The sequence below is a fragment of the Streptomyces sp. NPDC015661 genome (genome assembly GCF_043077765.1).
Classification (GTDB): domain Bacteria; phylum Actinomycetota; class Actinomycetes; order Streptomycetales; family Streptomycetaceae; genus Streptomyces.
Map to the genome: position 1 here is coordinate 24972 of NZ_JBIBST010000019.1, position 25533 is coordinate 50504.

General features: G+C 71.5%; 25 protein-coding genes and 1 pseudogene. 18 read left to right on the forward strand and 8 right to left on the reverse strand.

The genetic code is table 11. The features are described 5' to 3' along the window. Positions 1-54 precede the first annotated feature (54 nt). From ACF07V_RS35915 to ACF07V_RS35925, 3 genes are all read left to right on the forward strand, one after another. Positions 55-489 carry a MarR family winged helix-turn-helix transcriptional regulator gene (locus tag ACF07V_RS35915; protein ID WP_392159947.1) on the forward strand — a complete coding sequence of 145 codons (435 nt, stop codon included), beginning with the start codon at positions 55-57 and terminating at the stop codon, positions 487-489. Between the two features lie 171 nt (positions 490-660). Then, the gene (locus ACF07V_RS35920; protein ID WP_392159949.1) at positions 661-1992 is read left to right on the forward strand and encodes a geranylgeranyl reductase family protein; all 1332 of its coding nucleotides are present in this window, start codon (positions 661-663) and stop codon (positions 1990-1992) included. Positions 1993-2152: 160 nt separating this feature from the next. Beyond that, positions 2153-2956, forward strand: a complete 804-nt coding sequence (locus tag ACF07V_RS35925) for an MBL fold metallo-hydrolase (RefSeq protein ID WP_392159951.1) — start codon at positions 2153-2155, stop codon at positions 2954-2956. Positions 2957-3054: 98 nt separating this feature from the next. Here ACF07V_RS35925 and ACF07V_RS35930 read toward each other — a convergent pair whose 3' ends face one another. Continuing rightward, positions 3055-4059, reverse strand: coding sequence for a LysR family transcriptional regulator (locus ACF07V_RS35930; RefSeq protein WP_392159952.1), 1005 nt, complete (start codon positions 4057-4059; stop codon positions 3055-3057). 151 nt (positions 4060-4210) lie between these two features. Between ACF07V_RS35930 and ACF07V_RS35935 the strand changes: the two genes are divergently transcribed. Both ACF07V_RS35935 and ACF07V_RS35940 read left to right on the forward strand, forming a co-directional pair. Further along, positions 4211-4819, forward strand: coding sequence for a CatB-related O-acetyltransferase (locus ACF07V_RS35935; RefSeq protein WP_392160077.1), 609 nt, complete (start codon positions 4211-4213; stop codon positions 4817-4819). Between the two features lie 137 nt (positions 4820-4956). Beyond that, the gene (locus tag ACF07V_RS35940) at positions 4957-6249 is read left to right on the forward strand and encodes an erythromycin esterase family protein (protein WP_392159954.1); all 1293 of its coding nucleotides are present in this window, start codon (positions 4957-4959) and stop codon (positions 6247-6249) included. Between the two features lie 25 nt (positions 6250-6274). On the opposite strand, the gene ACF07V_RS35945 is transcribed toward ACF07V_RS35940, so the two are convergent. Next, positions 6275-7153 carry an EamA family transporter gene (locus ACF07V_RS35945; RefSeq protein WP_392159956.1) on the reverse strand — a complete coding sequence of 293 codons (879 nt, stop codon included), beginning with the start codon at positions 7151-7153 and terminating at the stop codon, positions 6275-6277. 51 nt (positions 7154-7204) lie between these two features. Here ACF07V_RS35945 and ACF07V_RS35950 point away from each other — a divergent pair, with 51 nt between their 5' ends. Then, on the forward strand, positions 7205-8053 hold the full coding sequence (locus ACF07V_RS35950; RefSeq protein WP_392159958.1) for a MurR/RpiR family transcriptional regulator: 849 nt from the start codon (positions 7205-7207) through the stop codon (positions 8051-8053). Between the two features lie 153 nt (positions 8054-8206). Here the strand turns inward: ACF07V_RS35950 and ACF07V_RS35955 are convergent, their stop codons facing one another. Continuing rightward, positions 8207-8419 (reverse strand): hypothetical protein, encoded by a 213-nt coding sequence (locus ACF07V_RS35955; RefSeq protein WP_392159960.1) that lies wholly within the window; start codon positions 8417-8419, stop codon positions 8207-8209. Between the two features lie 236 nt (positions 8420-8655). Here ACF07V_RS35955 and ACF07V_RS35960 point away from each other — a divergent pair, with 236 nt between their 5' ends. Beyond that, positions 8656-9540, forward strand: coding sequence for an oxygenase MpaB family protein (locus ACF07V_RS35960; protein ID WP_392159962.1), 885 nt, complete (start codon positions 8656-8658; stop codon positions 9538-9540). Between the two features lie 172 nt (positions 9541-9712). Here the strand turns inward: ACF07V_RS35960 and ACF07V_RS35965 are convergent, their stop codons facing one another. Together ACF07V_RS35965 and ACF07V_RS35970 are read right to left on the reverse strand one after the other, a co-directional pair. Further along, positions 9713-10462: an ATP-grasp domain-containing protein gene (locus tag ACF07V_RS35965; protein ID WP_392160078.1), complete on the reverse strand. Its 750-nt coding sequence runs from the start codon at positions 10460-10462 to the stop codon at positions 9713-9715. Positions 10463-10550: 88 nt separating this feature from the next. Then, the gene (locus ACF07V_RS35970) at positions 10551-11213 is read right to left on the reverse strand and encodes a hypothetical protein (RefSeq protein WP_392159963.1); all 663 of its coding nucleotides are present in this window, start codon (positions 11211-11213) and stop codon (positions 10551-10553) included. A gap of 280 nt (positions 11214-11493) precedes the next feature. On the opposite strand from ACF07V_RS35970, the gene ACF07V_RS35975 reads away from it, so the two are divergent. Next, complete coding sequence (locus tag ACF07V_RS35975) at positions 11494-12711, forward strand: alpha/beta hydrolase family protein (protein WP_392159964.1); 1218 nt, start codon at positions 11494-11496, stop codon at positions 12709-12711. A 175-nt stretch (positions 12712-12886) separates the two neighbouring features. Beyond that, positions 12887-14068 carry a cell division protein ZapE gene (gene zapE / locus ACF07V_RS35980; protein ID WP_392159965.1) on the forward strand — a complete coding sequence of 394 codons (1182 nt, stop codon included), beginning with the start codon at positions 12887-12889 and terminating at the stop codon, positions 14066-14068. A 58-nt stretch (positions 14069-14126) separates the two neighbouring features. On the opposite strand, the gene ACF07V_RS35985 is transcribed toward zapE, so the two are convergent. After that, positions 14127-15275 carry a hypothetical protein gene (locus ACF07V_RS35985; RefSeq protein WP_392159967.1) on the reverse strand — a complete coding sequence of 383 codons (1149 nt, stop codon included), beginning with the start codon at positions 15273-15275 and terminating at the stop codon, positions 14127-14129. A 264-nt stretch (positions 15276-15539) separates the two neighbouring features. Here ACF07V_RS35985 and ACF07V_RS35990 point away from each other — a divergent pair, with 264 nt between their 5' ends. From ACF07V_RS35990 to ACF07V_RS36015, 6 genes are all read left to right on the forward strand, one after another. Continuing rightward, positions 15540-15941, forward strand: a complete 402-nt coding sequence (locus ACF07V_RS35990) for a hypothetical protein (RefSeq protein WP_392159969.1) — start codon at positions 15540-15542, stop codon at positions 15939-15941. A gap of 123 nt (positions 15942-16064) precedes the next feature. After that, complete coding sequence (locus ACF07V_RS35995) at positions 16065-16454, forward strand: hypothetical protein (RefSeq protein ID WP_392159971.1); 390 nt, start codon at positions 16065-16067, stop codon at positions 16452-16454. Positions 16455-16719: 265 nt separating this feature from the next. Beyond that, the gene (locus ACF07V_RS36000) at positions 16720-17646 is read left to right on the forward strand and encodes a MurR/RpiR family transcriptional regulator (protein WP_392159973.1); all 927 of its coding nucleotides are present in this window, start codon (positions 16720-16722) and stop codon (positions 17644-17646) included. A gap of 498 nt (positions 17647-18144) precedes the next feature. Further along, positions 18145-18804, forward strand: coding sequence for a glyoxalase (locus tag ACF07V_RS36005; RefSeq protein ID WP_392159974.1), 660 nt, complete (start codon positions 18145-18147; stop codon positions 18802-18804). A gap of 201 nt (positions 18805-19005) precedes the next feature. Next, positions 19006-19440 carry a YdeI/OmpD-associated family protein gene (locus tag ACF07V_RS36010; protein ID WP_392159976.1) on the forward strand — a complete coding sequence of 145 codons (435 nt, stop codon included), beginning with the start codon at positions 19006-19008 and terminating at the stop codon, positions 19438-19440. Between the two features lie 79 nt (positions 19441-19519). Beyond that, on the forward strand, positions 19520-19948 hold the full coding sequence (locus ACF07V_RS36015) for a DoxX family protein (protein WP_392159978.1): 429 nt from the start codon (positions 19520-19522) through the stop codon (positions 19946-19948). A 1241-nt stretch (positions 19949-21189) separates the two neighbouring features. Here the strand turns inward: ACF07V_RS36015 and ACF07V_RS36020 are convergent. Then, positions 21190-21708 carry a GNAT family N-acetyltransferase gene (locus ACF07V_RS36020; protein ID WP_392159979.1) on the reverse strand — a complete coding sequence of 173 codons (519 nt, stop codon included), beginning with the start codon at positions 21706-21708 and terminating at the stop codon, positions 21190-21192. Positions 21709-22129: 421 nt separating this feature from the next. Here ACF07V_RS36020 and ACF07V_RS36025 point away from each other — a divergent pair, with 421 nt between their 5' ends. Next, positions 22130-23047 (forward strand): hypothetical protein, encoded by a 918-nt coding sequence (locus ACF07V_RS36025; protein ID WP_392159981.1) that lies wholly within the window; start codon positions 22130-22132, stop codon positions 23045-23047. 230 nt (positions 23048-23277) lie between these two features. Here ACF07V_RS36025 and ACF07V_RS36030 read toward each other — a convergent pair. Then, positions 23278-23686, reverse strand: a pseudogene (locus tag ACF07V_RS36030) (DUF5958 family protein). Positions 23687-24436: 750 nt separating this feature from the next. Here ACF07V_RS36030 and ACF07V_RS36035 point away from each other — a divergent pair. Together ACF07V_RS36035 and ACF07V_RS36040 are read left to right on the forward strand one after the other, a co-directional pair. Next, positions 24437-24871 (forward strand): MarR family winged helix-turn-helix transcriptional regulator, encoded by a 435-nt coding sequence (locus ACF07V_RS36035; RefSeq protein ID WP_392159983.1) that lies wholly within the window; start codon positions 24437-24439, stop codon positions 24869-24871. Next, positions 24868-25335 (forward strand): hypothetical protein, encoded by a 468-nt coding sequence (locus tag ACF07V_RS36040; RefSeq protein ID WP_392159985.1) that lies wholly within the window; start codon positions 24868-24870, stop codon positions 25333-25335. The genes ACF07V_RS36035 and ACF07V_RS36040 overlap by 4 nt, the downstream gene beginning before the upstream one ends. Positions 25336-25533: the final 198 nt, after the last annotated feature.

Below are 25533 nucleotides of genomic sequence, written 5' to 3' on the forward strand. Positions count from 1 at the left end.
ACCGTAGAGGGCGATGCTTGAGGTAGTCAAGTATCTCCGGTTAGAGTGGCCCCCATGACAGAAGCTCCCCGCGCCGACACGGCCCAGCTCATGGAGCTGCTCTCCGTGTCGCTCGGCGTCTACTACGGCGACTTCACCGTCGCGGCGGCGAGTGAGAACCTCACGGCGAGCCAGGGCAAGGCCCTGACCGTGCTGCGCCGGGGGCCCGCCGCGATGCGCGCCCTGGCCGAGACCCTGACCTGCGACGCCTCCAACATGACCGGGATCATCGACCGGCTGGAGAAGCGCGGCCTGGTGCGCCGCGAGGCCGGCGCCGCCGACCGGCGCGTCAAGTACGTCACCCTCACGGCCGAGGGCGAGCGCGTCACCGACGCGATCCGCGCGAAGATGCGCATCACGCAAGAGGGCCTGGACAGGCTCGACAGCCAGGACCGGGACACCCTGCACACCCTGCTGGAACGGGTCTTCGTCTCGCCGCCCGCCCCCTGACGACACGCGCCGCCATCGTCTGACGACGCGCCGCTCCATCACCCGACGACACGCGCCTCCATGCCTGGCGACGCGCGCCTCCATCCGGCCGGGGACCGCCGAAGCGAGCCGACGGCCGGATCGGCCGCGCGGCACGGACTTCCGGTGCCCGCCGAGGGGCATAGTAGGGGAGTGATCACCAACAGTGACGAGGGTGGCGGCCGTGACGACGACCGTGGCGGATCCGAAGGCGTGACGGACGAGGAGGCCCAGGTCATCGTGGTGGGGGCGGGGCCCGCGGGCTCCGCCGCCGCGGTACACCTGGCGCGGGCCGGCGTGGACGTGCTGCTCCTGGAGAAGAGCGGCTTCCCCCGGGAGAAGGTGTGCGGCGACGGACTGACCCCGCGCGGCGTGCACCAGCTGGTGCGCCTGGGCATCGACATCGACGCGCCCGGCTGGATGCGGAACAGAGGGATGCGCTGGGTCTGCGACGGACGCCAGGTGGAGCTGGACTGGCCACGCCTGGGCGCCCTCCCCGACTTCGGGCTCACCCGGAGCCGGCACGACTTCGACGAGCTGCTCGCCACGCACGCCGGCGCCACCGGGGCCCGCCTGCGCACCCACGTCAAAGTGACGGGCCCGCTGACGGACCGGGCCGGGCACGTCATCGGCGTGACCGCCTCCCGCGGCCCCGAGGCGGAACCGGTCCGCTACCTGGCCCCGTTGGTGGTCGCGGCCGACGGTGCCTCGGCGCGCACGGCCCTCGGCCTCGGGTTCGAACGGGACGCGAAGCGGCCCGTGGCCGCGGCCGCCCGCCGGTACTACCGCAGCGAGACCCGCACCCACGACCCCTACCTGGAGCTCTGGGCCGACCTGCGCTGCCCCGGCACCGGACTCGATCTGCCCGGTTACGGATGGGTGTTCCCCCTGGGGGACGGCCGCGTCAACGTGGGCCTCGGCGCCCTGCCGCAGCAGCGGCGACGCCGCCCCGTGGACCTGCGGGCGACGCTGGAACACTGGCTGCCCCGCCTGCCCGAGGAATGGGGCGTCCACGAAGGGAGCGCCGATTCCCCGCTGCGCAGCGCGCCGCTGCCGATGGGACTGAACCGGCACCCGCAGTACCGTCGGGGCCTGCTCCTCGTGGGTGACAGTGCCGGCATGGTCAGCCCGTGGAGCGGCGAAGGCATCGCCCAGGCGATGGAGGCCGCCGAGGTGGCCGCGGAGATCATCGCCCTGGCTCTGGCCCGGCCGGCCGGGCCGCGCCGGGAGCACGCCTTGCACCAGTACCCGGCCGAGATCCGGCGGCGGTGGGCGCGCTACTACCGGCTGGGGAACCTCGCGGGCGATCTGGTCTTCTCCCGGTTCGGCTACCGTCCCGTCCTCCACCCCCGGGTGATGGCCTCGCCGCACCTGTTGCGGGTCCTGGCCCGCCTCCTGACCCATGTGAGCGACGAGCCCGCGCAGGACACGACCGACGCCGTCCTTCACGCACTCCTGCGCCTCGTCCCCGTACGGCGGCGGTAGCGGGTGACGGACGGTCGTCCCGCAAGTCGCGCCGTCGGCGGACCGGTCGTCCGCCGACGGGCCCCCTCCGAGGCGTACCCCAGCGAGATCCCCGTCTCGCGCAGAAACGGTACGGTCCGCCTTCTGGCCGGGGGCGTCCGCCGGTGGCACGATCGGCGGGGTGCCCCCGTCCCTCCACGTCGGCCCCTACACCGTCATCGCGCTCGCCGACGGCGCGGGCCCCTTCTTCTCCTCCAGGTCGGAGGCTTTCCCCGACGCCACCGCCGAGCAGTGGGCGGCGGCCGACCGGCTCGATCCCGCGGCGCTCGCCCCCGACGGGCGCTGGTGGCTCCAGTTCCGCGCGTTCGCGATCCGCGGCGACCAGGGCGTCACGCTCGTCGACGCGGGAATCGGCCCCGCCGACGGCCCGGCGGCCGCCTGGGCGCCCGTACCCGGGGCACTCCCGGCTTCGCTCGCCGCCGCGGGCATCGACCCGTCCGAAGTGGACACCGTCGTGCTCACCCACCTCCACACCGACCACGTGGGCTGGGCCGTCGTCGGCGGCGAGCAGGCGCGACCCTTCTTCCCGAACGCCGAGTACCTGCTGCAGCAAGCCGAGCTCGACGCGATCGAGGAGGTCAACCCGCAGCTGCGATCCCGCGTGATCGACCCGCTCCGCACGGCCGATCAGCTACGGCTCCTCGACGGCGAGACCTCACTGCGCAGCGGCGAGCGCGTCCTCGCGACGCCCGGTCACACACCCGGGCACCAGAGCGTGCTCGTCGCGTCCCGGCGGGAACTGGTCGCCGTCACCGGTGACCTGCTCGTGCACGCGATCCAGCTGCTCCACCCGGAACTGGCCTACGCCCACGAGACGAACCCCGAGCAGGCAAGGGCCTCGAGGGAACACGTGCTGCGCCGCCTGGACGCCGACACCCTCCACCTCGCGACACCGCACCTGACCGAGCCCTTCATCACCCGCTGACCCACCCGTCGGGGTCGGCCGCTCGGTGAGCGTGCCCGGCAGTTCGTCGGCTCCCGCAGCATCCGATCAGCGAGGTCGGTCAGGGGAGGGCGCGGTCGTCAGGAACCGCTCGGTCCGACCAGTCGGCCGACGTGTGCGAAGGAGCGAATCAGCTCGGTTTCGGTGGCGGTACGCCACAGCAGCGCCCAACGGGCCAGAGGAGCGTCGTGGACGGGGACGTACACGAGGTCGTCACGGGCGTAGGAACGGCTGGCGTGGGAGTGCACGAACGCGACGGCTTCGCCGTTGGACAGGATGGGAAGCATCGCGGTCTCGGTGGCCACAGTCGGACCCACCCGGATCGGACGCCCGCTGGGGGTGTGGCTGGGCGTGAGGGCCTCGCGCCAGTAGTCCGGCTTGCCTCCGCCGATGACGACTTCGCCGGCCAGGTCCTCGTACGACACCTTCTCCCGCCGTGCCAGCCGGTGCCCGGCTCCGACGGCGAGAACGACGGGCTCGATCCTGACGACCGGCCCGACGGTGAGATCGGCCTCCCTCACCGGCAGCCACGCGATCTGGACGTCGACCTCGCCGGCGCGCAGCGGCCCGAACGGGTCACCGAATCCGACGTAGCGGACCTGGACGTCGCACGTGGGGTGCCGGTCGGCGAACGCGTCGAGCAGCGACCGGAAATCCTGGACGTTGCTGGAGAGCATGCCCAGACGCAGCACTTCGGTCCTTCCGCCGGCCGCGCGGACGGCGCGCTCCACGGCTTCGTGCAGGCCGCGGTACATCGGCAGCAGATCGGTGAAGAGCTGCCGGCCGATCGGCGTCATCGTCACGGACCGGCTGTTGCGCACGAACAGGTCGGCGCCGATGCGGCGTTCCTGCTTCTTGATCGCCTGACTGACGCGGGCGGGCGTCACGTGCAACCGCTCTGCGGTCCGGCCGAAATGCAGTTCCTCGGCCAGGGTCAGGAAGATCTCGATGTCGCGCAGCTCCACGCCCGCTCGCTCTCTCCGCTCGCTTTCTCCGCGCGCTCTCTCCGTCGTTAAGCGAGAGGTTAACGCACATGACCCGACCGGCCGTTGTCGCCGGTGCCCGCCTGCGACCAGTCTGGTCACGCCGGGCAGGAGAGCGTTTCAGGCCGTGCGGGCGTGCGCCGTCACGTCCTGACGTTCCCGCCAGGCTCGCTCGCGGGCCGTCCGGCAGCGATTCGATGAGGAGACATCCGTGAAGGCACTCGTTCCCGCCGACCCGACCGTGCTGCATCCCATGCCCGGCCAGCCGCGGGTGGTCCAACTGAAACCGCTGGTCACCTCGCCCCTGATCGAGGTCGGGGAGTACTCGTACTACGACGACCCGGATGACCCGACCGCGTTCGAGACACGCAACGTGCTCTACCACTACGGTCCGGAGAAGCTGGTCATCGGCAGGTTCTGCGCGATCGGCACCGGGGTGCGGTTCATCATGAACGGCGCCAACCACCGCATGGACGGACCTTCGACCTTCCCCTTCCCCACCATGGGCGGTTCGTGGTCCGAGCACTTCGACCTGCTGACCGGCCTGCCCCACCGCGGCGACACCGTCGTCGGCAACGACGTCTGGTTCGGCCACGGCGCCACGGTGATGCCGGGCGTACGCATCGGCCACGGCGCGGTCATCGCCACGGGCGCCGTGGTCACCTCGGACGTACCCGACTACGGCATCGTCGGCGGAAACCCCGCCCGTCTCATCCGGACCCGCTACAGCGAGGAGGACATCGCCCGGCTGCTGGCGGTGGCCTGGTGGGACTGGCCCGCGGAGCACATCACTGCCCACATCCGCACGCTCATGTCGGGCAGCATCGACGACCTGGAGAAGGCGGCCCCCGGACAGGAATAGGGCGACCAACGGCCCACACGGCACCAGTCGTTCTGCCGCCTTACTCAGGTGGTGCCCCCGCGCACGGTGCTGCCGACTCCCATCCCGGCCATCGACCCGTCACTTCGCCCTCCCGATATGAGAATCGAGTCATCGGCATGCCGGCTGTGACCCGCTCCGACCCGTTCGCCGAGTGGCTCGGCGACCATGCGATCCCGCTCACGCATCTAGATCCGGAAGCGCCGCTCGACGACCTGGAGCCGCTGCGCGGCGTCATCGGTGACGCGCGTGTCGTCGCGATCGGCGAACACTCCCATTTCATCGACGAGTTCATCCGCCTGCGCCAGCGCCTCGTGCGGTTCCTGGTCGAGCGCTGCGGCTTCACCGTCCTGGCCTTCGAATACGGGTTCAGCGAAGGTTTCCCGCTCGACGCCTGGGGCCGGGGCGAAGGCGCGGAAGACGAACTGGGGTCTCACCTCGCCGCGGCGATCCCCGTGGGCGTCGACGGACCGCTGCGCTGGATCCGTCGGCACAACCACACCGCCGCGGCGCCGGTTCGCTTCGCCGGCATCGACATCCCGGCCGCCGGTGGATCACTGCTGCCCGCACTGGCCCCGGTCGCCGACCATCTGCGTGAGGTCGACCCCGACACCCTGCCGCTCGTCCAGGAGGCGATGCGGATCGCCGCAACGTTCGCCGGCGCCTCCGCGGCCGCCGCCGCTCCCGCGTGGACCCGGCTTCCCGCCGCCGATCAGGACGCCCTCACCTCGACCCTGACACGCCTGCTGATCCGATTCCGCGCGGTCGAACCGCTGTACGTCGCCCGCGGCGACCGGCGCAGCTATGACATCGCCCTGCAGTGCCTCGAAGGCGCCTGCCGGGCCGACTACGGGTTCCGGGCCATGGCCGGCCTGTTCGCCGGGAACGGGCTGACCGCCGACACCTCGGCCCGGGACGTCTACATGGCCGAGTGCGTCCTGTGGCACCTGGAACGCGCCGAGCCCGGAACACGCATCGTGCTGGCGGCCCACAACGCCCACATCCAGAAAGCGCCGATCTCCTTCGGCGGCCGGCTCACCGGCTTCCCGATGGGGCAGCACCTGAGCTCCGTCCTCGGCGACGATTACTTCGCCCTCGGCCTGACCAGCTCCGGCGGACACACCGCGGACATGGTCCGCGACGAGCATGCGCGCTTCGGCTTCACCATCGAGCACGCCCCACTGCAGCCGCCCGAACCGGGCAGCGTCGAAGCCGCCTTCGCCGCGGCCGGCCTCGGGCTCAGTGTCACCGGGCTTCATCAGGCGCGCACGAACGTGGAATCGGCCCCCGGACGCATTCGGCTGCAGAACACCTTCCTGCACACCCCCGTCCTGGACGCGTTCGACGGCATTCTGCACACCCCGGTCTCCACCGTGACCGACGGCATCGGCGCTGAACCGTCACCGCACTGACGACTCCGGTCTGAAGTCGCGGTTCTCAGGAGACGTGGGTGAGCTGGAGTACCGCTATGCCCGCCAGGACCGCGACGCTGGCGGTGATACGGCGGTGGCCGAGGCGTTCGCGGAAGACCATCGCGCCGATCAGGGCGCCGAAGACGATGCTGGTCTCCCGCAGGGCGGCGATGGTGGAGAGATCACCGCGGGACTGGGCCCACACGACGAGTCCGTAGGCGAGGAGGGAGAGCAGCCCGCCGGCCAGGCCGCGGCCGTAGAGCGGGCGCAGCGTGGCGAGCAGGGCGGGGCCTCGGCGGGCCCAGGCGACGAGGGGGAGGACGAGGCCCTGGCAGAGGAAGAGCCAGGCGACATAGCCGAAGACGCTGCCCGAGACGCGGACACCGCTGCCGTCGACGAGGGTGTAGGAGGCGATCATCACGCCGGTGCCGAGCGCGGCGGCCAGCGCGGGAAGTTGGGCCCTGCCGGGGATTCCGTCGGCGAAGGCCAGGCCGGCCAGGCCGCAGGCGACCACCGCGATGCCGAGGGCCTGGCCTGCGGGCAGGGGGTGGCCGAGGAGAGTGGTGGAGACCAGGGCCACCACGACGGGTGACGTGCCCCGGGCGGTGGGGTACATCTGGCCGAAATCGCCGAGCTGGTAGGCGCGCAGGAGCAGGAGTTGGTAGGCGACCTGCAGGGTGGCGGAGGCGGCGATGTACGGCCACGCCGCCGCTTCGGGCAGGGGAGCGACGCAGACGAGGACGGCTCCGCATGCGGTGGAGGCGAGGCTGATGAGGGTGAAACCGGCCAGTTTGTCGCGCAGGCCGTGCGTGAGGCCGTTCCAGACGGCGTGCAGCACTGCCGAGGCGAGGACGACGACGGGCACGGCGGCCGCGCCCGTCGGGGCTGTCAGGTGTGCGGGCACGTTCGCTCCCACGGCTCGCTATGGAATCTCGTTCCTTGGTAGGGTATCTGCATGGAAGGATATTCCACGGTCGGGGGCGGGCTCGCCGCCCACATCCGGGCCCACCTGTCCGAGCTGCGTGACACCGAGGCGCGGGTGGCGCAGGTCGTGCTGGACAAGGGCGCGGAGTTGGTGCACCTCAGCGTCAGCGATGTCGCGGCGCTCGCCGGCACGGCGCCGTCCTCCGTCGTACGGGCCTGCCAGCGCCTGGGCTTCCGTGGCTATCAGGAGCTGAAGATCGCCGCCGCGCGGCAGGCGCCTGCCCAGGAGCCCTCCCGGGATCAGGACCCGGCCGCCCGGGCGCTGGCCGACACGATTCGCGCGGCCAGGGAGGCGCTGGACGGGGTGACCGTGACGGTGACCCCGGAGCTGCTGCGTACAGCTGCGGGACTGCTCGACGCGGCCCCCCGGGTGCTGGTGGTCGGAGCGGGACTGTCCGGCGCGGTCGCTCTGGACACCGCCTACCGACTGCGTGCCCTGGGCTGTGCGGTCGACGCGCCGGCCGACCCCCTCACGTCTCAGCTGGCAGCCTCTCAGCTCACATCCGCAGACGTCTGCCTGGCCATCAGCCATACGGGCGCCACGCGGAGCACGGTGGACGTCGCCCGGGGCGCACGGCGGGCCGGGGCCCACGTCGTCGCCCTCACGAGCTATGCCCGATCGCCGCTCAGCGAGTCCAGCGACTGCACCCTGGTCGCGGGCGGGCAGGACCTGGTCTTCGGACTCGAGACCGTCGCGAGCCGGCTGGCCCACCTGACCGTGATCGACGCCCTCACCCTCACCCTGCTGGGGCTGCGCGGGGCGCCCGCCGAAGCCGCGCTGCGCCTGTCGGCCGACGTCACGGTCGACCACTCGTACTGAGCACCGCCGCGCGGCGACGAATCGCGCGCTTCACGCGTGCTCGGCCTGGATCGCGTCTTGGGCAGGGTCCGGCGCGCCGCCCAGGGGACCGTGAGGAGGCCCCGGCGGCTCGGGACCCGGGCGGGGCGTCGTCGTGCTCCGCACCGACGGCGTTCATGCCGCCTCGTACTCGTGCGCCCGGCCGCCCCGCCACTTCACCCAGGCCGGGTCGTCGAGGAGATGGTCGGCGTCCGGGATACCTGCGCGCCGGAGGAACTCGACGACGTCCTCGTCGCTGTACGCCAGACCCAGGATCTCCCCGCGTGCGGTGACGCGCCGGCCTCCCGTGGGGGAGGGCTGGTGGACGACTATCGGGGCGCTGTCCATGGGTCCAGGATGCATCGCATCGGTCGAGGGCGCCGAGGTCCTTGTCCGGTCGACAGCCTCGGCAGTCGTCGAGGCGGCGGGCCCGTGCCCGCCGCCCCTACGACGCAGGGGACCAGGCCGCCGCCGGCCCTCTCGTGGGGCGTCCGGTCACCGACGCGCCGACCCGGGACACGCCCCTCCGCGGACCGGGGACTCCCCGTCCCACCCCGGCCGCGCGGCAGGATGGAAGCGTGAACATGTCCGAGAGGTCGGGCCACGGCCTGCGTGAGCGGGTCGGCTCCAGCCTGTTCAGCCACGTCGCCGGGCCCGCGGGAGCGCAGAACCGGGCCCGTATTCACGGCGCCCCCGGACCGCGCTGGTTCGGCCCCGAGAGACCGATCCGCACCGTCCACGGGGACGCGTCGATGTTCATCGGCGGCCTGAGCGCGCTCCTCCTGCAGTCCCTGCACCCGCGCGCGATGGCCGCGGTCGCCGCGCACTCCGGCTTCCGGGGCGACCCCTGGGGCCGTCTGCAGCGCACCAGCACCTTCCTCGCCTTCACCACCTACGGCACCGCCGAGGACGCCCAGCGCGCCGTGGACCACGTCCGCGAGGTCCACGAGCGGATCAGGGGCACCACCCCCGCCGGGGAGCCGTACCATGCCGCCGACCCGCACCTGCTGTGCTGGGTGCACGTGGCGGAGGTCGACAGCTTCCTGCGCGCACACCAGCGTTTCGGGGCCCGCCCCCTGGACGGCGCCGGCTGCGACGCGTACATCGCCGACACGGCTCTGGTCGCCGGTGCCCTGGGCGTTCCCGATCCGCCCCGCGACCGCGCGGCCCTCGCGGCGCGGCTTGCGCGCTACCGGCCCGAACTGCGTGCCACGCCCCAGGCCCGGGAGGCGGCCCGCTTCGTACTCCGCGAGCCCCCGCTTCCCTGGGTCGCCCGTGGGCCCTACGCCGTACTCGCCTCGAACGCGGTCCGCCTGCTGCCGCCGTGGGCCCGCTCCCTGCTGGGCCTGCACGTGGCGCCGTATGTCCCGGAGGATCTCGTACGCCTGTCCGGGCAGGCGCTGACGGGGACGATCCGCTGGGCGATGGGCGCCCTTCCCTCCCGCGAGGAGCTCACCGCGCAGCCGTGACGGCCTTCCCACCGCACCACCCGGTACGACGCAACGCGAGGCCCGGCCCCACTCCGCCGACGATCAGGCGAGGGCCCTGCCGGGACCGCGTCCGCCGCGCGGTCCTGACGTCAGACGGACGAGGGAGCACGGGTGAATGACCCCGGGGGTGTCCGGTACACCGCCCTCCGAGTCAGGTCGTCAAGGGGGCGCCCTGCCGTACGAAGGGCAGATCTTCCGGTCGCACCGCCGCGCGCGGCCCCGCCGCCCGCAACACCACGTCCAGCACGCGCGCCGGGTCGGCGGCGTACGCGTGGGAGAACCACGCCATGTTGGCCTCCACCACGGCCCACCGGTGGCCCGGACGGTACGGGTCGACCAGCTGTCCGACGTCCAGGACGACGGCGCTCGGCAGGGCGGGCCCGGCCTCGGCGAGCAGGCGGTCGACGAACTCGGCCATCTCCCCGGCGACCGCCCCGCGCTCGTCGAGCGGACGGGGGTCGAGGTGGCCGAACACCGCGTACCGACTGCCCGTGGCGATCCGCCCGTCCAGCAGGAACAGCCGGTACTCGGCAGCGAACGTCACCACCTCGGAGAGCAGCACCGGCGTCGCCGGGTCCAGATCGGCGGGCAGGCGGGAGCCATCGGCGTAGACGTCCGCCGCGAAGGACTTGTCCCGCGGCGGCTTGACGAACGTCGGCCGCGTGACCGCCCACGCGTCCGCGAGGGTGGCCGCACGGACCTTGCGCCCGGTGAACTCCTCCGGCAGCCGGGGGAGCCAGTCGTCCGCCGGTTCGAGCAACGCGAACCCGAGCCGTCCCGCCAACCGCGCCCCCGCGACCGGACCGCCGTACCAGTACGCCGGTCCCACCGCCCTGTCGGCCTCCTCCGCCGCCAGGACCGCCATTCCCCGCCCCGCCGCCTCACCGGCCAACAGCTCCATCGTCGACGTCCGCCGACCGGGCATCACCAGCACCGCACCCTCCTCCACGATGTACGAATCCGCCACGCCGACTCCAGCCCGGTCCCGGTCAGCCGGTGACGCTCTCGCCCGCGAGGCCTGAGCGCACGAGGGCGCGGGCCACGGCGGACGGGTCCGGCCCGTCGCCGTCCGGGTCGCGCACCCGCGCCAGCAGCGTGTCCACGTCCCGGAGCCGGCCGGCCTCCGCCTGCGCGAGGAAGGCGTCGGCGTCGGGCCCGCCGTCCACCGGCACGAGGCGCTCGGCCAGCAGCTCCACCGCCTCCGTACGGTCGGCCAGCGCGCCCATGCCGCAGTCCAGGCCGTCGTCGTCGAGGGTGTCCGGGTAGGGAGCGCGGGCCCAGGTCCCGTTCTCGTACCAGTAGACGCAGCCGAGCTCGTAGCCGGACAACCGGTCGCGCAGCTCGTCCCACGGCAGCCACGCCGGGCCACCCGCGAGCATGTCGACCGGCGGCTCGTGCCACTTCACTCCGCTCGACTCGTCCTCGCCGTACAGCACGTAACGGCCCTCGCCCATGCGCGACATCACCCACCAGGTGCAGCCGGCATCGTCCCAGTGGAGCCCGTCGTCGTCGATCCAGCGACCGGTGCGGTGCCCACTGGGGCGGCGTTCGTCGGCGGTGGTCGCCCCGAGCGCGGCGACCAGGGCCCAGCGGGCCCACAGCACTTCGGCGGGCGGCAGGTCCTCCGGCAGTCCGGGACGGTTGATCGTCATGACGGCCACCGTACGGGCGCGGGCGCCCTCTCCCCGCACCGGGTAGGCGTCACGGGCTCGTGGCTCCGACGGTTGCGCAGGTGCCCGCCGGCGCCGGTCATCCTCGGGATGCCCTCCCTGGTCGTGTCGACCCGGGTAGTAAGCCCGTGGGTCCATACCCGTCCTGAGGGTGTAACCGGTGGGCTGATGCCGCAGGGGAGGGGCGCGTGACACCGTTCTGGTCGATTCACGGACTGGTCGTCACAACGTGGTTGACGATCCGTCGAGCCAGGGAGGGACCATGACCATCACACCGTTCATCAGCCGGCAGGGCCTGACGCGCCGTCGCATGCTGGGGGCTGCGCTGGCCGCCGGGGCCGCCGTACCACTCGCCGCTGTCGCAGGCCCCGCCTGGGCCGACCGGCCCGCGGACGCCGCCTCGACGCGGCTCGTACTGCCCTCGCCGACCGGGCCGTTCCCGGTGGGCAGAGTCGAACTGCGCCTCGTCGACGGGGCACGGCCGGACAACATCGCGGGCCCCGGCCGCTTCCGCGAGCTGATGGCCACCGTCTGGTACCCCGCCCGGCACGTCGACGGGTACCCGGTGGCGCCCTGGATGCCGGCCGGTGCCCTTGAGGCGTTCCTCGCCGACGTGGGGTTCAGCGCCCTGGCCCCGCTGGCACCGTCCACCTCCGGCCACGTGGGCGCTCCGGTGCGTCGGTCGAACCGGCGGCTGCCCGTCGTCGTGTTCTCGCACGGTGCGCACAGCCACCAGGGCGACCACACCACCGTGGTCCAGGAGCTCGCCGGCCATGGATACGCGGTGGTGACGATCGCTCACCCGTACGACACCTACACCGTTTTCCCGGACGGCCGGGTCACCGTCCCGCTCTTCGACCGCGAGGCACCGACGCGGCCCGGGGACTTCGCGGCGGACCTGCGCTTCGTTCTCGACTGCGTCGAACAGCTCGCCGCCGGACGCAACCCGGACGCCGACCGGCGGGAACTGCCGGCCGGGCTGCTGGGCTCCCTCGACCCCCGGCGCATGGGAGCGTTCGGCTGGTCGAAGGGCGGGACGGCCACCGCCTGCGCCACGCTCGCCGACGCGCGCATCCGGGCCGGGCTGAGTCTCGACGGCCCGATGCAGATGAACCCGCGGCTGGCCGGCGACCTGGACAGGCCGTTCATGATGATGTCGGCCGAGTTCACCCGTGCCACCGATCCGCCGGTCGCCGCGTTCTGGTCGCACTTGCGGGGCTGGCGTCTGAACCTCCAGGCCGAGGGCGCCGCCCACATCTCCTACGGCGACAACGAGGCGCTGTTCCCGCAGGTGGCGAGGCTGTACGGCTGGAGCGACGCGCAGCTCCAGGACGTGATCGGCACCCTCGATCCCGACCAGGCGGTGAGGATCCAGCAGGCCTACCCGCTCGCGTTCTTCGACGAGCACCTGCGCCACCGTCCCAGGCACCTGCTCGACGGTCCGTCCCCGGCCTTCCCTGCGGTCACCTTCCTCCCATGAGGACCCGCGCCGTGCCGTGCCGTCGAGCCCCCCATGCCGTTCCCTCTCGCGGTGGATCAAGAGCATCAAGACCATCAACAGCATCAAGATGATCAAGAGGGGCGTAGTGTGGCCGAGGGGGTCATGGACATGGTGATCCGCCGACAACGGCAGTGAGTGTGCCAGGGGGCGGGGCGTGGTGGAGCGGTTCGAGCAGGCGGCGGAACGGGACGGCCTGGTGCTGGACGCCGGACAGCGGGCGGTCGCCGCACGCCTCGCCGAGCTGGGCGAGGCGCTGGAGCGTGGCGGACGACGGCGCTGGTTCGGCCGGGCCGCGGCCGAGCCGGTGCGCGGTGTGTACCTGTGGGGATCGGTCGGCCGCGGCAAGAGCTGGCTGTCCGACACGCTCTTCGAGACCGTCCGCGTCGAGGAGAAACGACGGCTGCACTTCCACGAGTTCTTCCGTCAGTTCCACGCCGCCTACGCCCGCCATCGTGACGAGTCGCGGGCGGGCGAGCTCGCGGTGGCCGAACTGCTCGGGAACTGCCGGTTCCTGTACTTCGACGAGTTCCACGTGCACGACGCGGGCGACGCCATGCTGATCGGCCGGGTCGTCAGCGCGCTCATGGAGCGCGGCACGACGCTCCTGGCCACCTCCAACTACCCGCCGTCCGGCCTGCTGCCCAACCCGGTGTTCCATCCGCTGTTCGAGCCGACCATCGCGCTCCTCGAACGGTCCCTGGACGTCGTCGGCCTCACCAGCGGCCCCGACTACCGCATCGCCGGGGGTGCCGCGCGCGGGCGCACCGGATTCGCCGCGGGCCGGTACCTCCGGCACAGCGGTGACCTCGAGACGCTCGGCGCGGCCCCGGTGCCGACGCCTTGGCCGACGCCTTGGCCGACGCCGACGCCGACGCCGACGCCGACGCCGACGCCTTCGCCGACGCCGACGCCTTCGCCGACGCCGACGCCGACGCCTTCGCCGACGCTGGCGCCGCCGCGGCCGGAGGAGCGGCGGCCGGTGCCGGTCGCCCACGGGACCGTCGAGGCCCTCGCCGTACGGGACGACTTGGTCTGGTTCGACTTCACCGACCTGTGCGACCGGCCGAACTCGACCATCGACTACCTCGCGCTCGCCGAGGCCCATCCGCGCTGGGTGCTCTCAGGGCTGCCCCGCCTCACCGAGGCCGGCCGTGACGCCGCCCAGCGTTTCGCCAACCTCGTCGACGTGTTGTGCGACCGCGATGTCCACCTCACGCTGATCGGCCGCACGTCGCTGGCCGAGGCCCTCACAGGCGAGGGCCTTCCCACCGACGTGGACCGCACGGCGAGCCGCCTCGCACTGCTGACCGAGGAGTCCGAACCGGCGGCGCACTGAGGAGGGGCAGGCAGGTATCACCGTCCGCCGCGGACACCACCGGATCTCCCATCCGGCGCTATCGGTTCGGGCGCCGGAAGACATTGAGGGTCTTCGTGAGGCTCTTGATGGGGGAGACGTCCTCCCTGGCTGTCGTCGGTGCGGCCGCCCGGGGCGGGTGGTCGCCGCCGTTTGCTTCGGCCAGCGCGGCGAGCGCCGCCTCGGCCGCCTCCTGATACAGGTTGCAGGACGCCGTCATGGCTTCCAGCGCCTTGGCGTACTGGGTGACCATGGCCCGTGCGTGGACCAGCTCCTCGTCCGGCGTCAACAGGTGCCAGCCTTGGCGCAGTCGCGTCAGGACCCGCTCGGCGTCGGCCGGCAGCTGCCGTGGCATCGACGCGAACTCCATGATCTTCGCGAGGAGTTCGGTCGGCTCCGTGCCGTCCAGGAAGACATCGCGAACGGTGAAGCGCTCCGCGTCGTAGTCCGGCGCCTGCGGCGTCGGGGGCAGGATGACGGCGCCGCCGCGCGGCAGCCCCACACCCAGCTCACGCTTCATCGCGAAGTCGGCGGTCAGTGCCTGGTCCGGCGTCGCCCGGTGCTCGACGACCCGGTGCTTGAGGCTCGGTGGCAGAAACGACGTGACCGGTCGCCTCCCCAGTGCGTCCGGCGTCATCGCCTCGTGCACCACGACATGGATGAACCAGCTCTGCTGGGCGCAGTCCCGCAGCAGGCGGCGCAGCTCGCCGTCGTCCTTGGGCAGATGGTTCGCCGTCCGCAGACGCACGCCCGGCCTCTCGTGGTCCCAGGCGATCTGGTCGCTGTCGGGCCAGAACATGGTGGCGGGCGAGGGCCAGTCCGCTTCCCACGCCTGCTCCGCCTCGGCGGCGAGGACCCAGGGGGTGCCCCCGCGCTCGGCACGACGGGACTCGGGCTCGTACGTGGTCAGCTGGGCGCGTACGGTGACATCCTCGGCCACGCGCCAGCGGGCCTCGAAGACGCGGCGGGCCGACGGACCGGGGTCGGCGGACTCGTCCCGAGGGAACAGATCGGTGGAGCGGGCCGCCTCGACGGGGTCGAGGTCCAGGAAGTCGTCGACGACACGGGCCGCCTTGAGCGCGATCAGGTTGCGCCGGACGTCCCGCTCCGCCTCGGGTCCGAGATGACGCCCACGTCCGAGCCACGCGGTGACGGGGGCCGTGGTCGAGGGAATGCTGTTCTTGGCCATGGAACCGTTCATTGGGATGATCAGGGCCTGCCCAGTATGGTCTGCGGGCGGTCGGGTCCACCAGGCCGCACCGGCCGGGCTGCGCACTCGTACACGTTCCCCTCGTTCCCCTCGTCGCCGGTGGCCTTCCCTGGCCGGCCGACCCGGTGGCCCGCAGGTGCGAGCCCGGTGCTCGCCCGTGGCCCCTTCCGCCGACAGGCCGGCCGCGGCTGACGACACCCCCTTGTTCCCTGGGGGGAGTTGGCATGAGATCGTCCGCAGGTGATGACGAATGAGAACGTCGCCGGCGGAGAGGCGGATTCGGGGCGCCCCGACGACCGCACCGCGTCTGCCTTGAGGTTCGCCACGGAACTCATCGCCTGGGTGACCGCCCCCTGGGCTCTGGCCGAGCACTCATGGCTGCTCGCCGCCCTGTCCGTGGTGGTTCTGATCGGCCTTCCGACTCTTTTCTCCACCCCGGGGGACAAGGCCCAAGTGATCGTCGCGGTGCCGGGATGGGTCACGGTCCTGCTGGTGCTGCTCCAGCTGGTCGTTGCGGTGGTCTGTTCATGGTCCGTCTGGCCGGCTTGGGCGGCAGTGCTCGTGACGGTACTGGCCGCAGCGACCGTGGTCACGGAGCGCCGCCGCTGGATGTGGCTGCTCTCCGCGAACCGACGCGCCGGCTGACGAACTCGCCCGCTCGGCTCAGGCGCTCACGCGCCGGCGCCGCAAACGGGTCGGGCGACTCGGGCACAAGGACACGGAGCGCGTCGCGCAGGCCGGGAGAAGAACGCGCGCTAGCTTCGGGCCATGACCGAACCCCTCTTCTACATCGACCGCTCTTCGATCCTGGAAGGCAGGATCGAAGAGGCCAGGGACGGCATGCGGGATCTGGCGGCGTTCGTGGCCGAGCGCGAGCCGCAACTCCTCGCGTACCACTTCTATCTCGACGAGGCCGAGTCCACGATGAGTGTTGTCGCCGTGCATCCCGACTCCGCGTCGATGGAGCTGCACCTGGAGGTCGGAGGGCCGAAGTTCCGCGCGTTCGGCGCACTGATCCGTATGCGCTCCATCGACGTGTACGGGCGGCCGAGCCCCGCGGTCGTCGACCGGCTCCGCGAGAAGGCCGAGTACCTCGGCGGTGCGTCCGTCACCTTCCATACGCTTCAGGCGGGCTTCAGCCGCCTGCACCGTCCTTAGAGTGCAGGCCGACGGGCCCTTCGGGTCCGGCCCCCTGATCTCACCTGCGGGCTCACCTGGAGGCTCACCTGCGGGCTCACCTGGAGGCTCACCTGCGGGCTCACCTGCGGGGCTCTCCCGTCCCCTGCATGCCTGCGCAGCGAGGCAGGTTGCCGTACGCATGGTGGTGTCGCGGCGCGCTGCCGGCGGGCCGGTGCTTCGGGCTCGTGGGGGTGAGGCGCGGGTGAACTATCTTGGGCGGCAGCGACATGAGAAGGAGACACCCGTGGCATCCGGGCAGCAGGCGCGTGCACAGGCAGCCGCGATCACGCCGGGCAGGCGCTCGTCCGAGGCCGAGGCGGCCTCTCCCGGCGAGCGGGTGCGGGCGCTGTTCGGCGGGCACCGGCTGTCTCCCGCGCAGCGGCGTATCGCCCAGTTCCTGACCGATCACCTCACCGAGGCGGCGTTCCTGTCCATCACCGAGCTCGCGGAGCGGGTGGGGGTCAGCCAGCCGTCCGTGACCCGGTTCGCCTCCTCGCTGGGATTCAGCGGTTACCCCGCGCTCCGGGAGGCGCTCCAGCCCATCGCGCTCAGCGCGGTCGCCGGTGCGCCGGGCGAGGGGGAGGAGCAGCACCGTAACGAGCTCCAGTCCGCGATCGACGCCGAGATCGAGAACCTGACGTCCCTGCGGCGCGCCCTCGGCGATCCCGACCGGATCGTGTCCCTCGGCCGTGAGCTGGCCCGGTCCGTGCCCCTGACGGTCGTCGGCCTGCGGATCTCGGTCTCCCTCGCCGAGTACTTCGCGTACGCCGCGCGGCGCATCCACCCCGATGTCCGGGTGGTGACGCGGGGCGGCAGCGTCGCCTTCGACGGGCTGCTCCAGGCGCGCGAGGCGGGCGGCACGTGGGTGCTGGCCTTCGCGATGCCGCGGCACGCCAAGGAGACCCTCGCCGTCGTGCGTGCCGCCCGCGGTGTCGGGCTGCGCGTCGCGCTGATCACGGACCTCGCGCTCGGGCCGCTGGCCGACGAGGCCGACGAGGTGTTCACCGCCGGCACGGGCTCGCGGCTGGTCTTCGACTCGTACGCGGCGCCGGGGGTGCTGTCGGCGGGCATTCTCCAGGCCATGGCGGACGCGGACCCGGAGCGTACGCAGACGCGGCTGGAGAAGTACGAGCACGCGGCTGATCAGCACGACTTCTTCCTGGACGACTGAGACCGCCCGAAACCGACCGACACGTCTGGTCAGGGGTTCTATTCTCTGCGTGATCGTCCGGCATGAAAATTTTCATGCTCTTGCTTACTCGACGGTATATATATTTACTACAGGAGCCCCACCGGGCCCGAACGGAACATCAAAGGCCGCGCCCCCTCCTCCTCGACCGGCCCCGATGTCTCGACGGTCCGCACCGCGATCTCGCGGGTGCTCTGTGGCGGCTCCGATCAACCCCTGGGTCGGAGCCGCCGCACAGAGCCACACTCCGAGCGCCTGACCCTCTCGGTGGGCGTTGCACTGCTGCCGGAGTCCTGAAGGGCATGGGCCCACGACGACCGGGCGGGGTGCCTGGACCATCACCGCCATGGCGTCATCCGCCGCCTCCGGCCACGGAATGGCCGGAGACCTGGGAATGGCGGCGTGCGCGGCGAAGCCTCTCGCGAGACCGGTCAGGATTCGAGAAGCCCCGACAGCCACACGGCCCCTAGCGTGAGGGTCATGGCAACCACCACTTCCACCGCAGCCCACATGTCCCTCGCGTCCGTCACCCTCGAGGTGGCCGACCCCGAGGCCGCCCGCCGCTTCTACAGCGCCTTCGGCGTCGACACGTACATCCGCCTCCGGGCCTCCGAGGCGCACACCACCGGATTCCGCGGCTTCACCCTGGGCCTCACGGTGTCCGGGCCCGCCACCGTCGACGGCTTCGTCGGCGCCGCCGTGGCCGCCGGCGCCACGATCCTGAAGCCCGCCGCGAAGTCGCTGTGGGGCTACGGCGGCGTCGTCCAGGCCCCGGACGGGACGATCTGGAAGATCGCGACCTCGGCGAAGAGGAACAACGGCCCCGACACCCGCACGGTCGACGAGATCGTCCTGCTGCTCGGCGTCGAGGCCGTGAAGGCCACCAAGCAGTTCTACGCCGGCCAGGGCCTGACCGTGTCCAAGAGCGTCGGCAGCAAGTACGTCGAGTTCGCCGCCGGCCAGTCCAGCCCCCTCAAGCTGGCGCTGTACAAGCGCCGCGCCCTGGCCAAGGACCTCGGCGTCCCCGCCGACGGCACCGGCTCGCACCGCATCGTCCTCGGCGGCACCGCGGGCGCCTTCACCGACCCGGACGGGTTCGCCTGGGAGGCTGCCGCGCCGCTCGCCCCCACGCCGTCCTGACCGGCTCCCGCAGGCCCGCCGGTGCTCTGCCGTGGGGCGGGTACGGCGGCACCTTCGCCGACCCGGACGGCACATCCGGCATCCCGGCTACAGCGCCCAAGAAACCGACAGCCCTGGCCGAATGGCCACGATGGGAGCAGGGCGAGGCCGGGTCCGCGGTGAACAGGCAGGACGAACAGGCAGGACGAAGAGGAGAAGATCATGAAGTTTCTGGCCCACGTTGAGCCCCCGGAGCCCATGCGGGGTCTGGAAGTTCCGTCCGAGGTCGTAGCAGCGCTCGGCGGCGGCGCGCGGCCGCCGGTGACGATCACGGTCAACGGGCATTCCTGGAAGAGCCGGGTCGCCCTCCTGCGTGGCCGCCACCTGCTCGGCCTCAGCCATGCCAACCGGCGAGCCGCGGGCGTCGAGATCGGCGATGAGGTCGAGGTCGAGCTGGAACTCGACACGGAGCCGCGCGTCGTCGTCGAACCTGCCGACTTCACCCAGGCGCTGAACGACGACCCGGTCGCCCGCGCCGCCTACGACAACCTCACGTACAGCCACAAGCGCGAGCATGTGCGCGCCATCGAGAGCGCGAAGAAGCCCGAGACGCGCCGACGGCGCATCGAGAAGGCCATCGCCACCCTGCGGGGCTGACCCCCGAACGCAAGCCTCCGACGGCCATGCAATCGCCGTGCGGAGGGACCACCCTGCCCACTTCCCCGAAGGAACGAAGATGCCGAAACGCCTCATGACCGGTCTGTACTGGTTCCTGGCCTTCGAGTTCATGCTGGGCGCCGTGACCAAGTACTGGCCAGGCGACACGATATTCAGCTCGGCGTACTCCGTGAAGTTCGTCGACTGGGGTTATCCGTCCTGGATGCGCTTCGTGGTCGGGGCCCTGGAAGGTGTCGCCGCCGTCCTGCTCGTGATCCCCAACCGGCGGGCACGCTTCCTGGGAGCCACGACGCTGATGTTCGTGCTCACCGGCGCGGTCACCACGCACATCGTCAACCACGACCCGGCCGTGGAGAGCTGGGCCGCGCCGACCCACCTTGTCATCATGGGCATCCTCGCGCTGGCGAATTGGCCCGGCGACTGGCGTGACCTACTGCGCTCTCCTGCTTCGCGGGCAACCCAACTCCACGTCCATCCCACGAAATGACACAGGCGCAGGGGAGCCGTACGAGCTGATCCGCTCGACTCCCCAGCGCGGCGACCGGATCGCTGTTCGCCTTGAGGAACTGGAGCGCCCGTCTGTGAGGACGGCGCCGAAGCCGAAGTGACCGCCGACAGGCCGACATTCAGCCCGCGGCGAGGCCGGGTGAGCTCGACTGCATCGCGGAGGTTGGCACTGAGGACCCCCAAGGCGTTCCTCCTGCGGTGCGCATCGGGTGGACGCTGGAGCACGTGGCTGAGGTTCCCCCTCGACTTCGTGTCCCGCCACCGTCTGAACTGCTGCACTGCTGGTGAGTTCACGAGCTGGCTGAGCTTCTTGCGCGGGACCACGATGGGGAGTCACACCGGCGTCAGCAACATCGGCTGCACCGCCCCCGTAAGGCGGCTCTGGTGCGTTTCCGCGACCGCGCGCGAATACCTGATGGCTCTGTTCGCGAGAACCGGTTCTGGCGAAGATCTTGGGCAGCGGTTGCGGAGTGTCACCCGCCGGCCGCCCCATACGCACGGTTCACCTTTCGCCTCAACCACGCCCTGGAGCAAGTGGGGCTGGCCCTTGCCGGGCGGGCCGACGCCCGGCTGGCCGCCCGGCTGGGCTTCGGCGCGGGAAGGATGACCCTGTTACGTAGGGTCATGGCACTGCCCGATCCGCAGTTCAGCACGCCGCGTGTGCTGGGCGTGCACGACTTCGCGACCCGTCGGGGCCAGATCTGCTCCACCGTCTTGACCGACGTTGAAGACCAACGCGTGGTCGATGTGCTTCCGTCCCGTGAAGCCGGGCCGCTCGCCGCCTGGCTGACCCGCCACCCGGGCGTGGAGATCATCTGCCGGGACCGGGCTGGCGCCTACGTCGAGGGCGCCCGGCGCGGTTCCCCCCGATGCCCTGCAGGTCGCCCGGTTCTATCTGTGGCAGGGCCTCGGTCGGGCCGTGGAGACGTGCCTCGCCGCCCACCGCGACTGCCTGCGCAGCCCGAAGCCCGACGGCGCACTGCTGGAGGCGATGAGCGCAGAGCCCAGTCAGCCGCAGGACTGCGAACCCCTCGGCCGGCTGGCTCACCCGATACCCCACCGCACCGAGCGAGGACGACCGCACCGGCCTGAACAGCATCGAAGGCGCCGTCAACCGCATCAAGAAGATCAAAAGGCAGCTCTACGGGCGACCCGGATTCGAACTCCTGGGCAAGATGATCCTGCTCCAGTAATACTCCGGAGCTCCTCAAGATCTTGTGCTCATGGCGTCATACCACGCAGGTCGGTGCGGTTCCTGGGCAGACCGAAGCCGGCGATCTCCTTCTCTTCGTACGACAGGAAGCCCAGGCTCCGGTAGAACGCGTGGTTGCGCTTGCCTTCCGGTGACGACTCGTGGTCCGTGGACAGGAGAAAGAACCGGCAGTGGGAGTACCGCCGCATCAGGTGCTCAACCAGCGCCCGGCCAACCCCCTGCCTGTGGTTCGCCGGATTCACCACTACGTCCTGGACGTAGCAGATGTGCTCGTCGTCGGAGATGGTCCGGGCCAGTCCGAGGAGCGTTCCCGATCCATCTCTCGCCGTGATCACGAGGTGAGAGTTCGCAAGACCGCGACACAGCTTGTCGACGTCACTGGTGTAGCCCTCCCAGCCGACCGAGTCGTAGAGGTTCAACATCTCCGCAGGATCGAAAACGCCTTCTTCTGCTATGAACATGCCGATCCCCAATGCAACGGTGTCGCTTCTCGTCGTCAACTCGACACCACATCCGACTTCGCGCACGCCGGGGCTGTCAAGATCGACTGGCTTCGACCCGGCGGCTCTTCGGCTCGTGGACGGGTAGTGGCGAGGTGGGCAGGACACACGGCGGCCATCGGGGTGACACTCCGCGACCGCTCCCCAAGATCTGTGCTCGACCTCTGGGCGGCTGGAAAGTGGCTGACCTGCGACGACAATATGGCGTACGTCCTCCGGTTCCGCCGCGATGTGCTGGACACCGCCGCCTGGCTGCGGTCCGGCGAAGGTTCTTCCTTGCCGGTTGGATCGCACCTCCGCACGACGCCGGCCTTCGCAAAGGGCCGGGCGGAAGCGCTACGGCCTTGCAGCTGGTGCACGGGCGCGATGGGAGCGCTGTCTGTCCGAGAGCGCTCAACCCATCCCTCGTCTCCGCCTCCGGCTCGTCCCGGTCAGGAACGCGTCCGGCGTGGAGGCCGCGATCGCGGTGCAGGTCCTGGGTGCCGAGAGCGTGGGGGCGGACAAGGTCACTGTTGCGCGGTTCCGGGACAGCGTGAAGCTGCCGTCGGATTTTGCCGGTCGCCGGCCGATGGGGTTGGGTGTGCCTGTCAATGACTTCGATCATGGTCCGGTCCTCTCCGGGCGTGATCAGGGCGTCGGAGGAGTCCGGGTGAAGGCTGTAATACGGGGGGCCGCCGTCGCGGCGGTAATGGCGCTTGCCCTGACCGGGTGCAAGGACGGGAGCACCCCGGCGGAAGGCGCGGCGAAGAGCAGCCCGACCACGGGAGGGGCGACGGCGAAGCCGTCCGCCAAGGGAGGTGGAGGGGCATCGGCACCCGCCGACGGCGAGGGCGTGACGCCGAACTTCCCGCCGGTCTGGGTGGACGCGACGGGCCTGTACTCCGCGCTCCCGTCCGACGGCAGCATCGGCGACGTCATGGTCGGCGGTGATCCCGTCGTGGTCCAGGGCGACGATGTGGTCAAGGGTTGCTCCGAGTTGACGAAGTCGCCGTGTGCCGGGGTCCAGGCGATCGGGAACAGGGACATGGAGGCCCGGGGCTCCGCGGACGAGGCGCGGGTGGAGTTCACCCTCTTCACCTTCGCCACGGCGAAGGACGCGTCCACGACGATGAAGGACCTGGCGGAGCAGGAGCGCAAGGAGAGCGCGGAGTACGGCGAGCCGGCGAAGCCGGTGACGGTGGACGCCGGCGCGGACGAGACCGAGGCGATGCAGGACGGCGACTCCTTCGAGGTCGTCATGCGCATCGGCGCCGTCGTGGCGCACCTCCACGCGAGCGACGTCGAGCTCGGTAACGTGGAGTATGCGGCGAAGGTCCAGGTCGCCCGCGTGAGGTCCGTCTCGAACGGGATCAACCCGGACCGCTGACCCGCCGGGTGGTTCGCGAAAGGGTCCCTGGCCGGCACCCCAAGGGTCGGCCGGGGGCTCTCTTCTGGCGCCAGGAGTCTGGCGCCGGCCGCTGCGCGAGCCGTCGACGATCGAGGACGGCAGCGATTGACAGATCTGCTGCGGGAGCAAGCCGGCCGAGCTCGGACGGGGTGGCGGGCCGGGTGACGATGTGAGCGGCCCTGCTGCCGCTGTAGTGGCTCCATGCGGGGTCACCCGGCGGGGGGCAGGTTGTGCCACCAGTGACCGCATCCGGCCGAGCAGCTGCGTTCGCGACGTCGTCCGTCGGCGATCGCGAGGACCGCGACCAGCAGTCGGAACGCCTTGCGGCGTTCGTCGAGGGGGGTGAGAGAGGCGATCTTTCCCAGCTGGTGCTCGATCCGGCCGCGCGTGATGAGGACCGCGGGCGTGTGTCGGGCGTAGACCGGCGCGGCGGATGCCCTCCGGCCCGTCCTCGGCGACGGTGCGCGCCTGGACGCAATGGTGGCTCAGAAACACAAGGGCTGCGGACTGTTCCCCGGGGTCGAGTGCGTCGAACCATGCGATGCCCTGTGACATCGGGCGGAGCCCCTGGGCGAGTTCGTTGAGCATGACGTCGCGTTCGGTCACGGCTGCCTCCATTCGGCCAAGCGGCGTGCCGCCGTGGGGCCGAGGTCAGTGGAACCAGGCAACGAGTCCCACCTGCTCGTCGCCATGGAGTCTGCCGAGTGTGCGCATGACGTGCCGGACCGGCCCGAGCCGCTTTCGTCTCCCGCGGCCCGGAGGCGGGCACCTGGGCGACACTCGATCATCCCGCTGACTTCGGCAGACATACGGGCATCCTGCCTGCGCGAGTCGAGGTGCGGCACTTGCTTTTCCACCTCGGTGTTGCCGGGCTGGTTGCCAGGTGCCGACGGGGCGGCGCGCACCCACACCACACCGACGAGAGGTCGCAGCCCTTCGCCTCTGCGCGCGCCGGGCCGGACGCGGCCCCGGTCTGCCGCACTCTGCGGCTGCGACCCGCCGTGCGTGAACCGGGGGAGCAGCTCAGCAGGGGCGGGAGTCGGGGCCGTCGAAGCGTGCCCAGATCGGCGTCCAGTCACGGGTGTACAGGACGGTGTTGGCGTCCGACTGGACCCGCAGCCATGCTCCGAGCTCTCCGCACCCGTTCGTGCCCGTGGCCCACAGCGGGTTGCCCTGGCCGTCGCAGACGACGACATTGCCGTCCCCGGCTGGTCCGCACCGCCTTGCCGCACGCGCCCGAGATCCGCCGGACGGGGCCCTGGAGCGTAGTGGAGAAGGTCGCGGCCGGGCAGGTCGGATCCGACTCACGCGCTGTGCCCACCGGTGTGACCTTGCCCCAAACCCAACGATTTCGTAGTATCCGAAATCGTGAAGTCCGAATTCGTGCCGCCCGTGCAGTCGGCGCTGCTGGCCCTGCAGCGCGCGACACACGCCACCCTGCAACTGATCGCCACCGAACTCGTCGACCTCGACCTGTCCGCCTCCGAGATCAACGCCCTCGCCAATCTCGCCGACGGGCAAGGCCGTACTGTCTCCCAGCTGGGCGCCGCCGTGGGCACCCGTCCCACGACGCTGACCAGCGTGCTGGACCGGCTGGAACGCCGCGGCCACATCACACGAGGCACACGAGCAGGTGACCGCCGCTCGGTGCTCATCGAGCTCACCGAATCCGGGCGTGCGGCGGCCGCTCTGATCAGGCAGACGCTGGCCGATCTGGAGAACCGCGCGCTCAACGGCCTGCCGCGTGAAGCGGTCGCCGGATTCCACGCGGTTCTGAACGCGCTGATCGAGGAGGGCTCGTGACCGAGATGGCCAAGGATCAGTCCACACCGTTCGCGGAACTGATGGGGGAGGCAATGGCCGGTGCCGAGCGTTTCGGACACCGCCAGCACGTCCACCTGACCTGGCTCGCGGTACGGCGCTACGGCACCACCGCAGCCGTGGACCTCATCAGCGACGGCATCCGGGAGACGGCCCGCTACGCGGGCGCCCCGCAGAAGTACAACGCCACCGTCAGCCGCGCCTGGGTCGAACTCGTCGGCCACCACGTCGCGCACCACGGCACCGCCGACTTCGACGCCTTCGCCGACCACAACCCCGCACTCCTCGACAAGAAGCTGCTCACCCGCTTCTACCGGTCCTCGACGCTGGCCGGCGACCAGGCCAGGACCAGCTGGGTCGAGCCGGACCTCGCCCCGTTCCCCTGGCACCGCAACCACGAGGACAGGCGCGACCACCCCTTGCCGCAGGACGTCAAGGCGAACTGAACGGCAGCCGACGCCGCAGCCGAGACGTCCCGCAAGCCGTCGCCCACCGACGAGCACCAACGGGGCACGCCCGCGGCCCCGTCACGCCGTCGACGGGCGGCAGGTCGCCCGGCAGGGCGCTCTGCCGGATCTGAGCCGCCGTGGGCGTGTTCGCAGCGCCACGCACCGAGCGCCGCCTCGGGCCCGCAGGCCCCCACC

Excerpts from the sequence above, each read along its gene's own strand:
- ACF07V_RS35995 (WP_392159971.1), top strand. The coding sequence starts at position 16,065 with ATGACCGAACCCCTCTTCTACATCGACCGCTCTTCGATCCTGGAAGGC.
- ACF07V_RS35990 (WP_392159969.1), top strand. The coding sequence starts at position 15,540 with ATGACGAATGAGAACGTCGCCGGCGGAGAGGCGGATTCGGGGCGCCCC.
- ACF07V_RS35985 (WP_392159967.1), bottom strand. The coding sequence starts at position 15,275 with ATGGCCAAGAACAGCATTCCCTCGACCACGGCCCCCGTCACCGCGTGG.
- ACF07V_RS36005 (WP_392159974.1), top strand. The coding sequence starts at position 18,145 with ATGGCAACCACCACTTCCACCGCAGCCCACATGTCCCTCGCGTCCGTC.
- ACF07V_RS35965 (WP_392160078.1), bottom strand. The coding sequence starts at position 10,462 with ATGGAGCTGTTGGCCGGTGAGGCGGCGGGGCGGGGAATGGCGGTCCTG.
- ACF07V_RS35915 (WP_392159947.1), top strand. The coding sequence starts at position 55 with ATGACAGAAGCTCCCCGCGCCGACACGGCCCAGCTCATGGAGCTGCTC.
- ACF07V_RS36010 (WP_392159976.1), top strand. The coding sequence starts at position 19,006 with ATGAAGTTTCTGGCCCACGTTGAGCCCCCGGAGCCCATGCGGGGTCTG.
- ACF07V_RS35955 (WP_392159960.1), bottom strand. The coding sequence starts at position 8,419 with ATGGACAGCGCCCCGATAGTCGTCCACCAGCCCTCCCCCACGGGAGGC.
- ACF07V_RS35975 (WP_392159964.1), top strand. The coding sequence starts at position 11,494 with ATGACCATCACACCGTTCATCAGCCGGCAGGGCCTGACGCGCCGTCGC.
- ACF07V_RS35970 (WP_392159963.1), bottom strand. The coding sequence starts at position 11,213 with ATGACGATCAACCGTCCCGGACTGCCGGAGGACCTGCCGCCCGCCGAA.
- ACF07V_RS35960 (WP_392159962.1), top strand. The coding sequence starts at position 8,656 with ATGTCCGAGAGGTCGGGCCACGGCCTGCGTGAGCGGGTCGGCTCCAGC.
- ACF07V_RS36015 (WP_392159978.1), top strand. The coding sequence starts at position 19,520 with ATGCCGAAACGCCTCATGACCGGTCTGTACTGGTTCCTGGCCTTCGAG.
- ACF07V_RS35940 (WP_392159954.1), top strand. The coding sequence starts at position 4,957 with ATGCCGGCTGTGACCCGCTCCGACCCGTTCGCCGAGTGGCTCGGCGAC.
- ACF07V_RS35950 (WP_392159958.1), top strand. The coding sequence starts at position 7,205 with ATGGAAGGATATTCCACGGTCGGGGGCGGGCTCGCCGCCCACATCCGG.
- ACF07V_RS35935 (WP_392160077.1), top strand. The coding sequence starts at position 4,211 with ATGCCCGGCCAGCCGCGGGTGGTCCAACTGAAACCGCTGGTCACCTCG.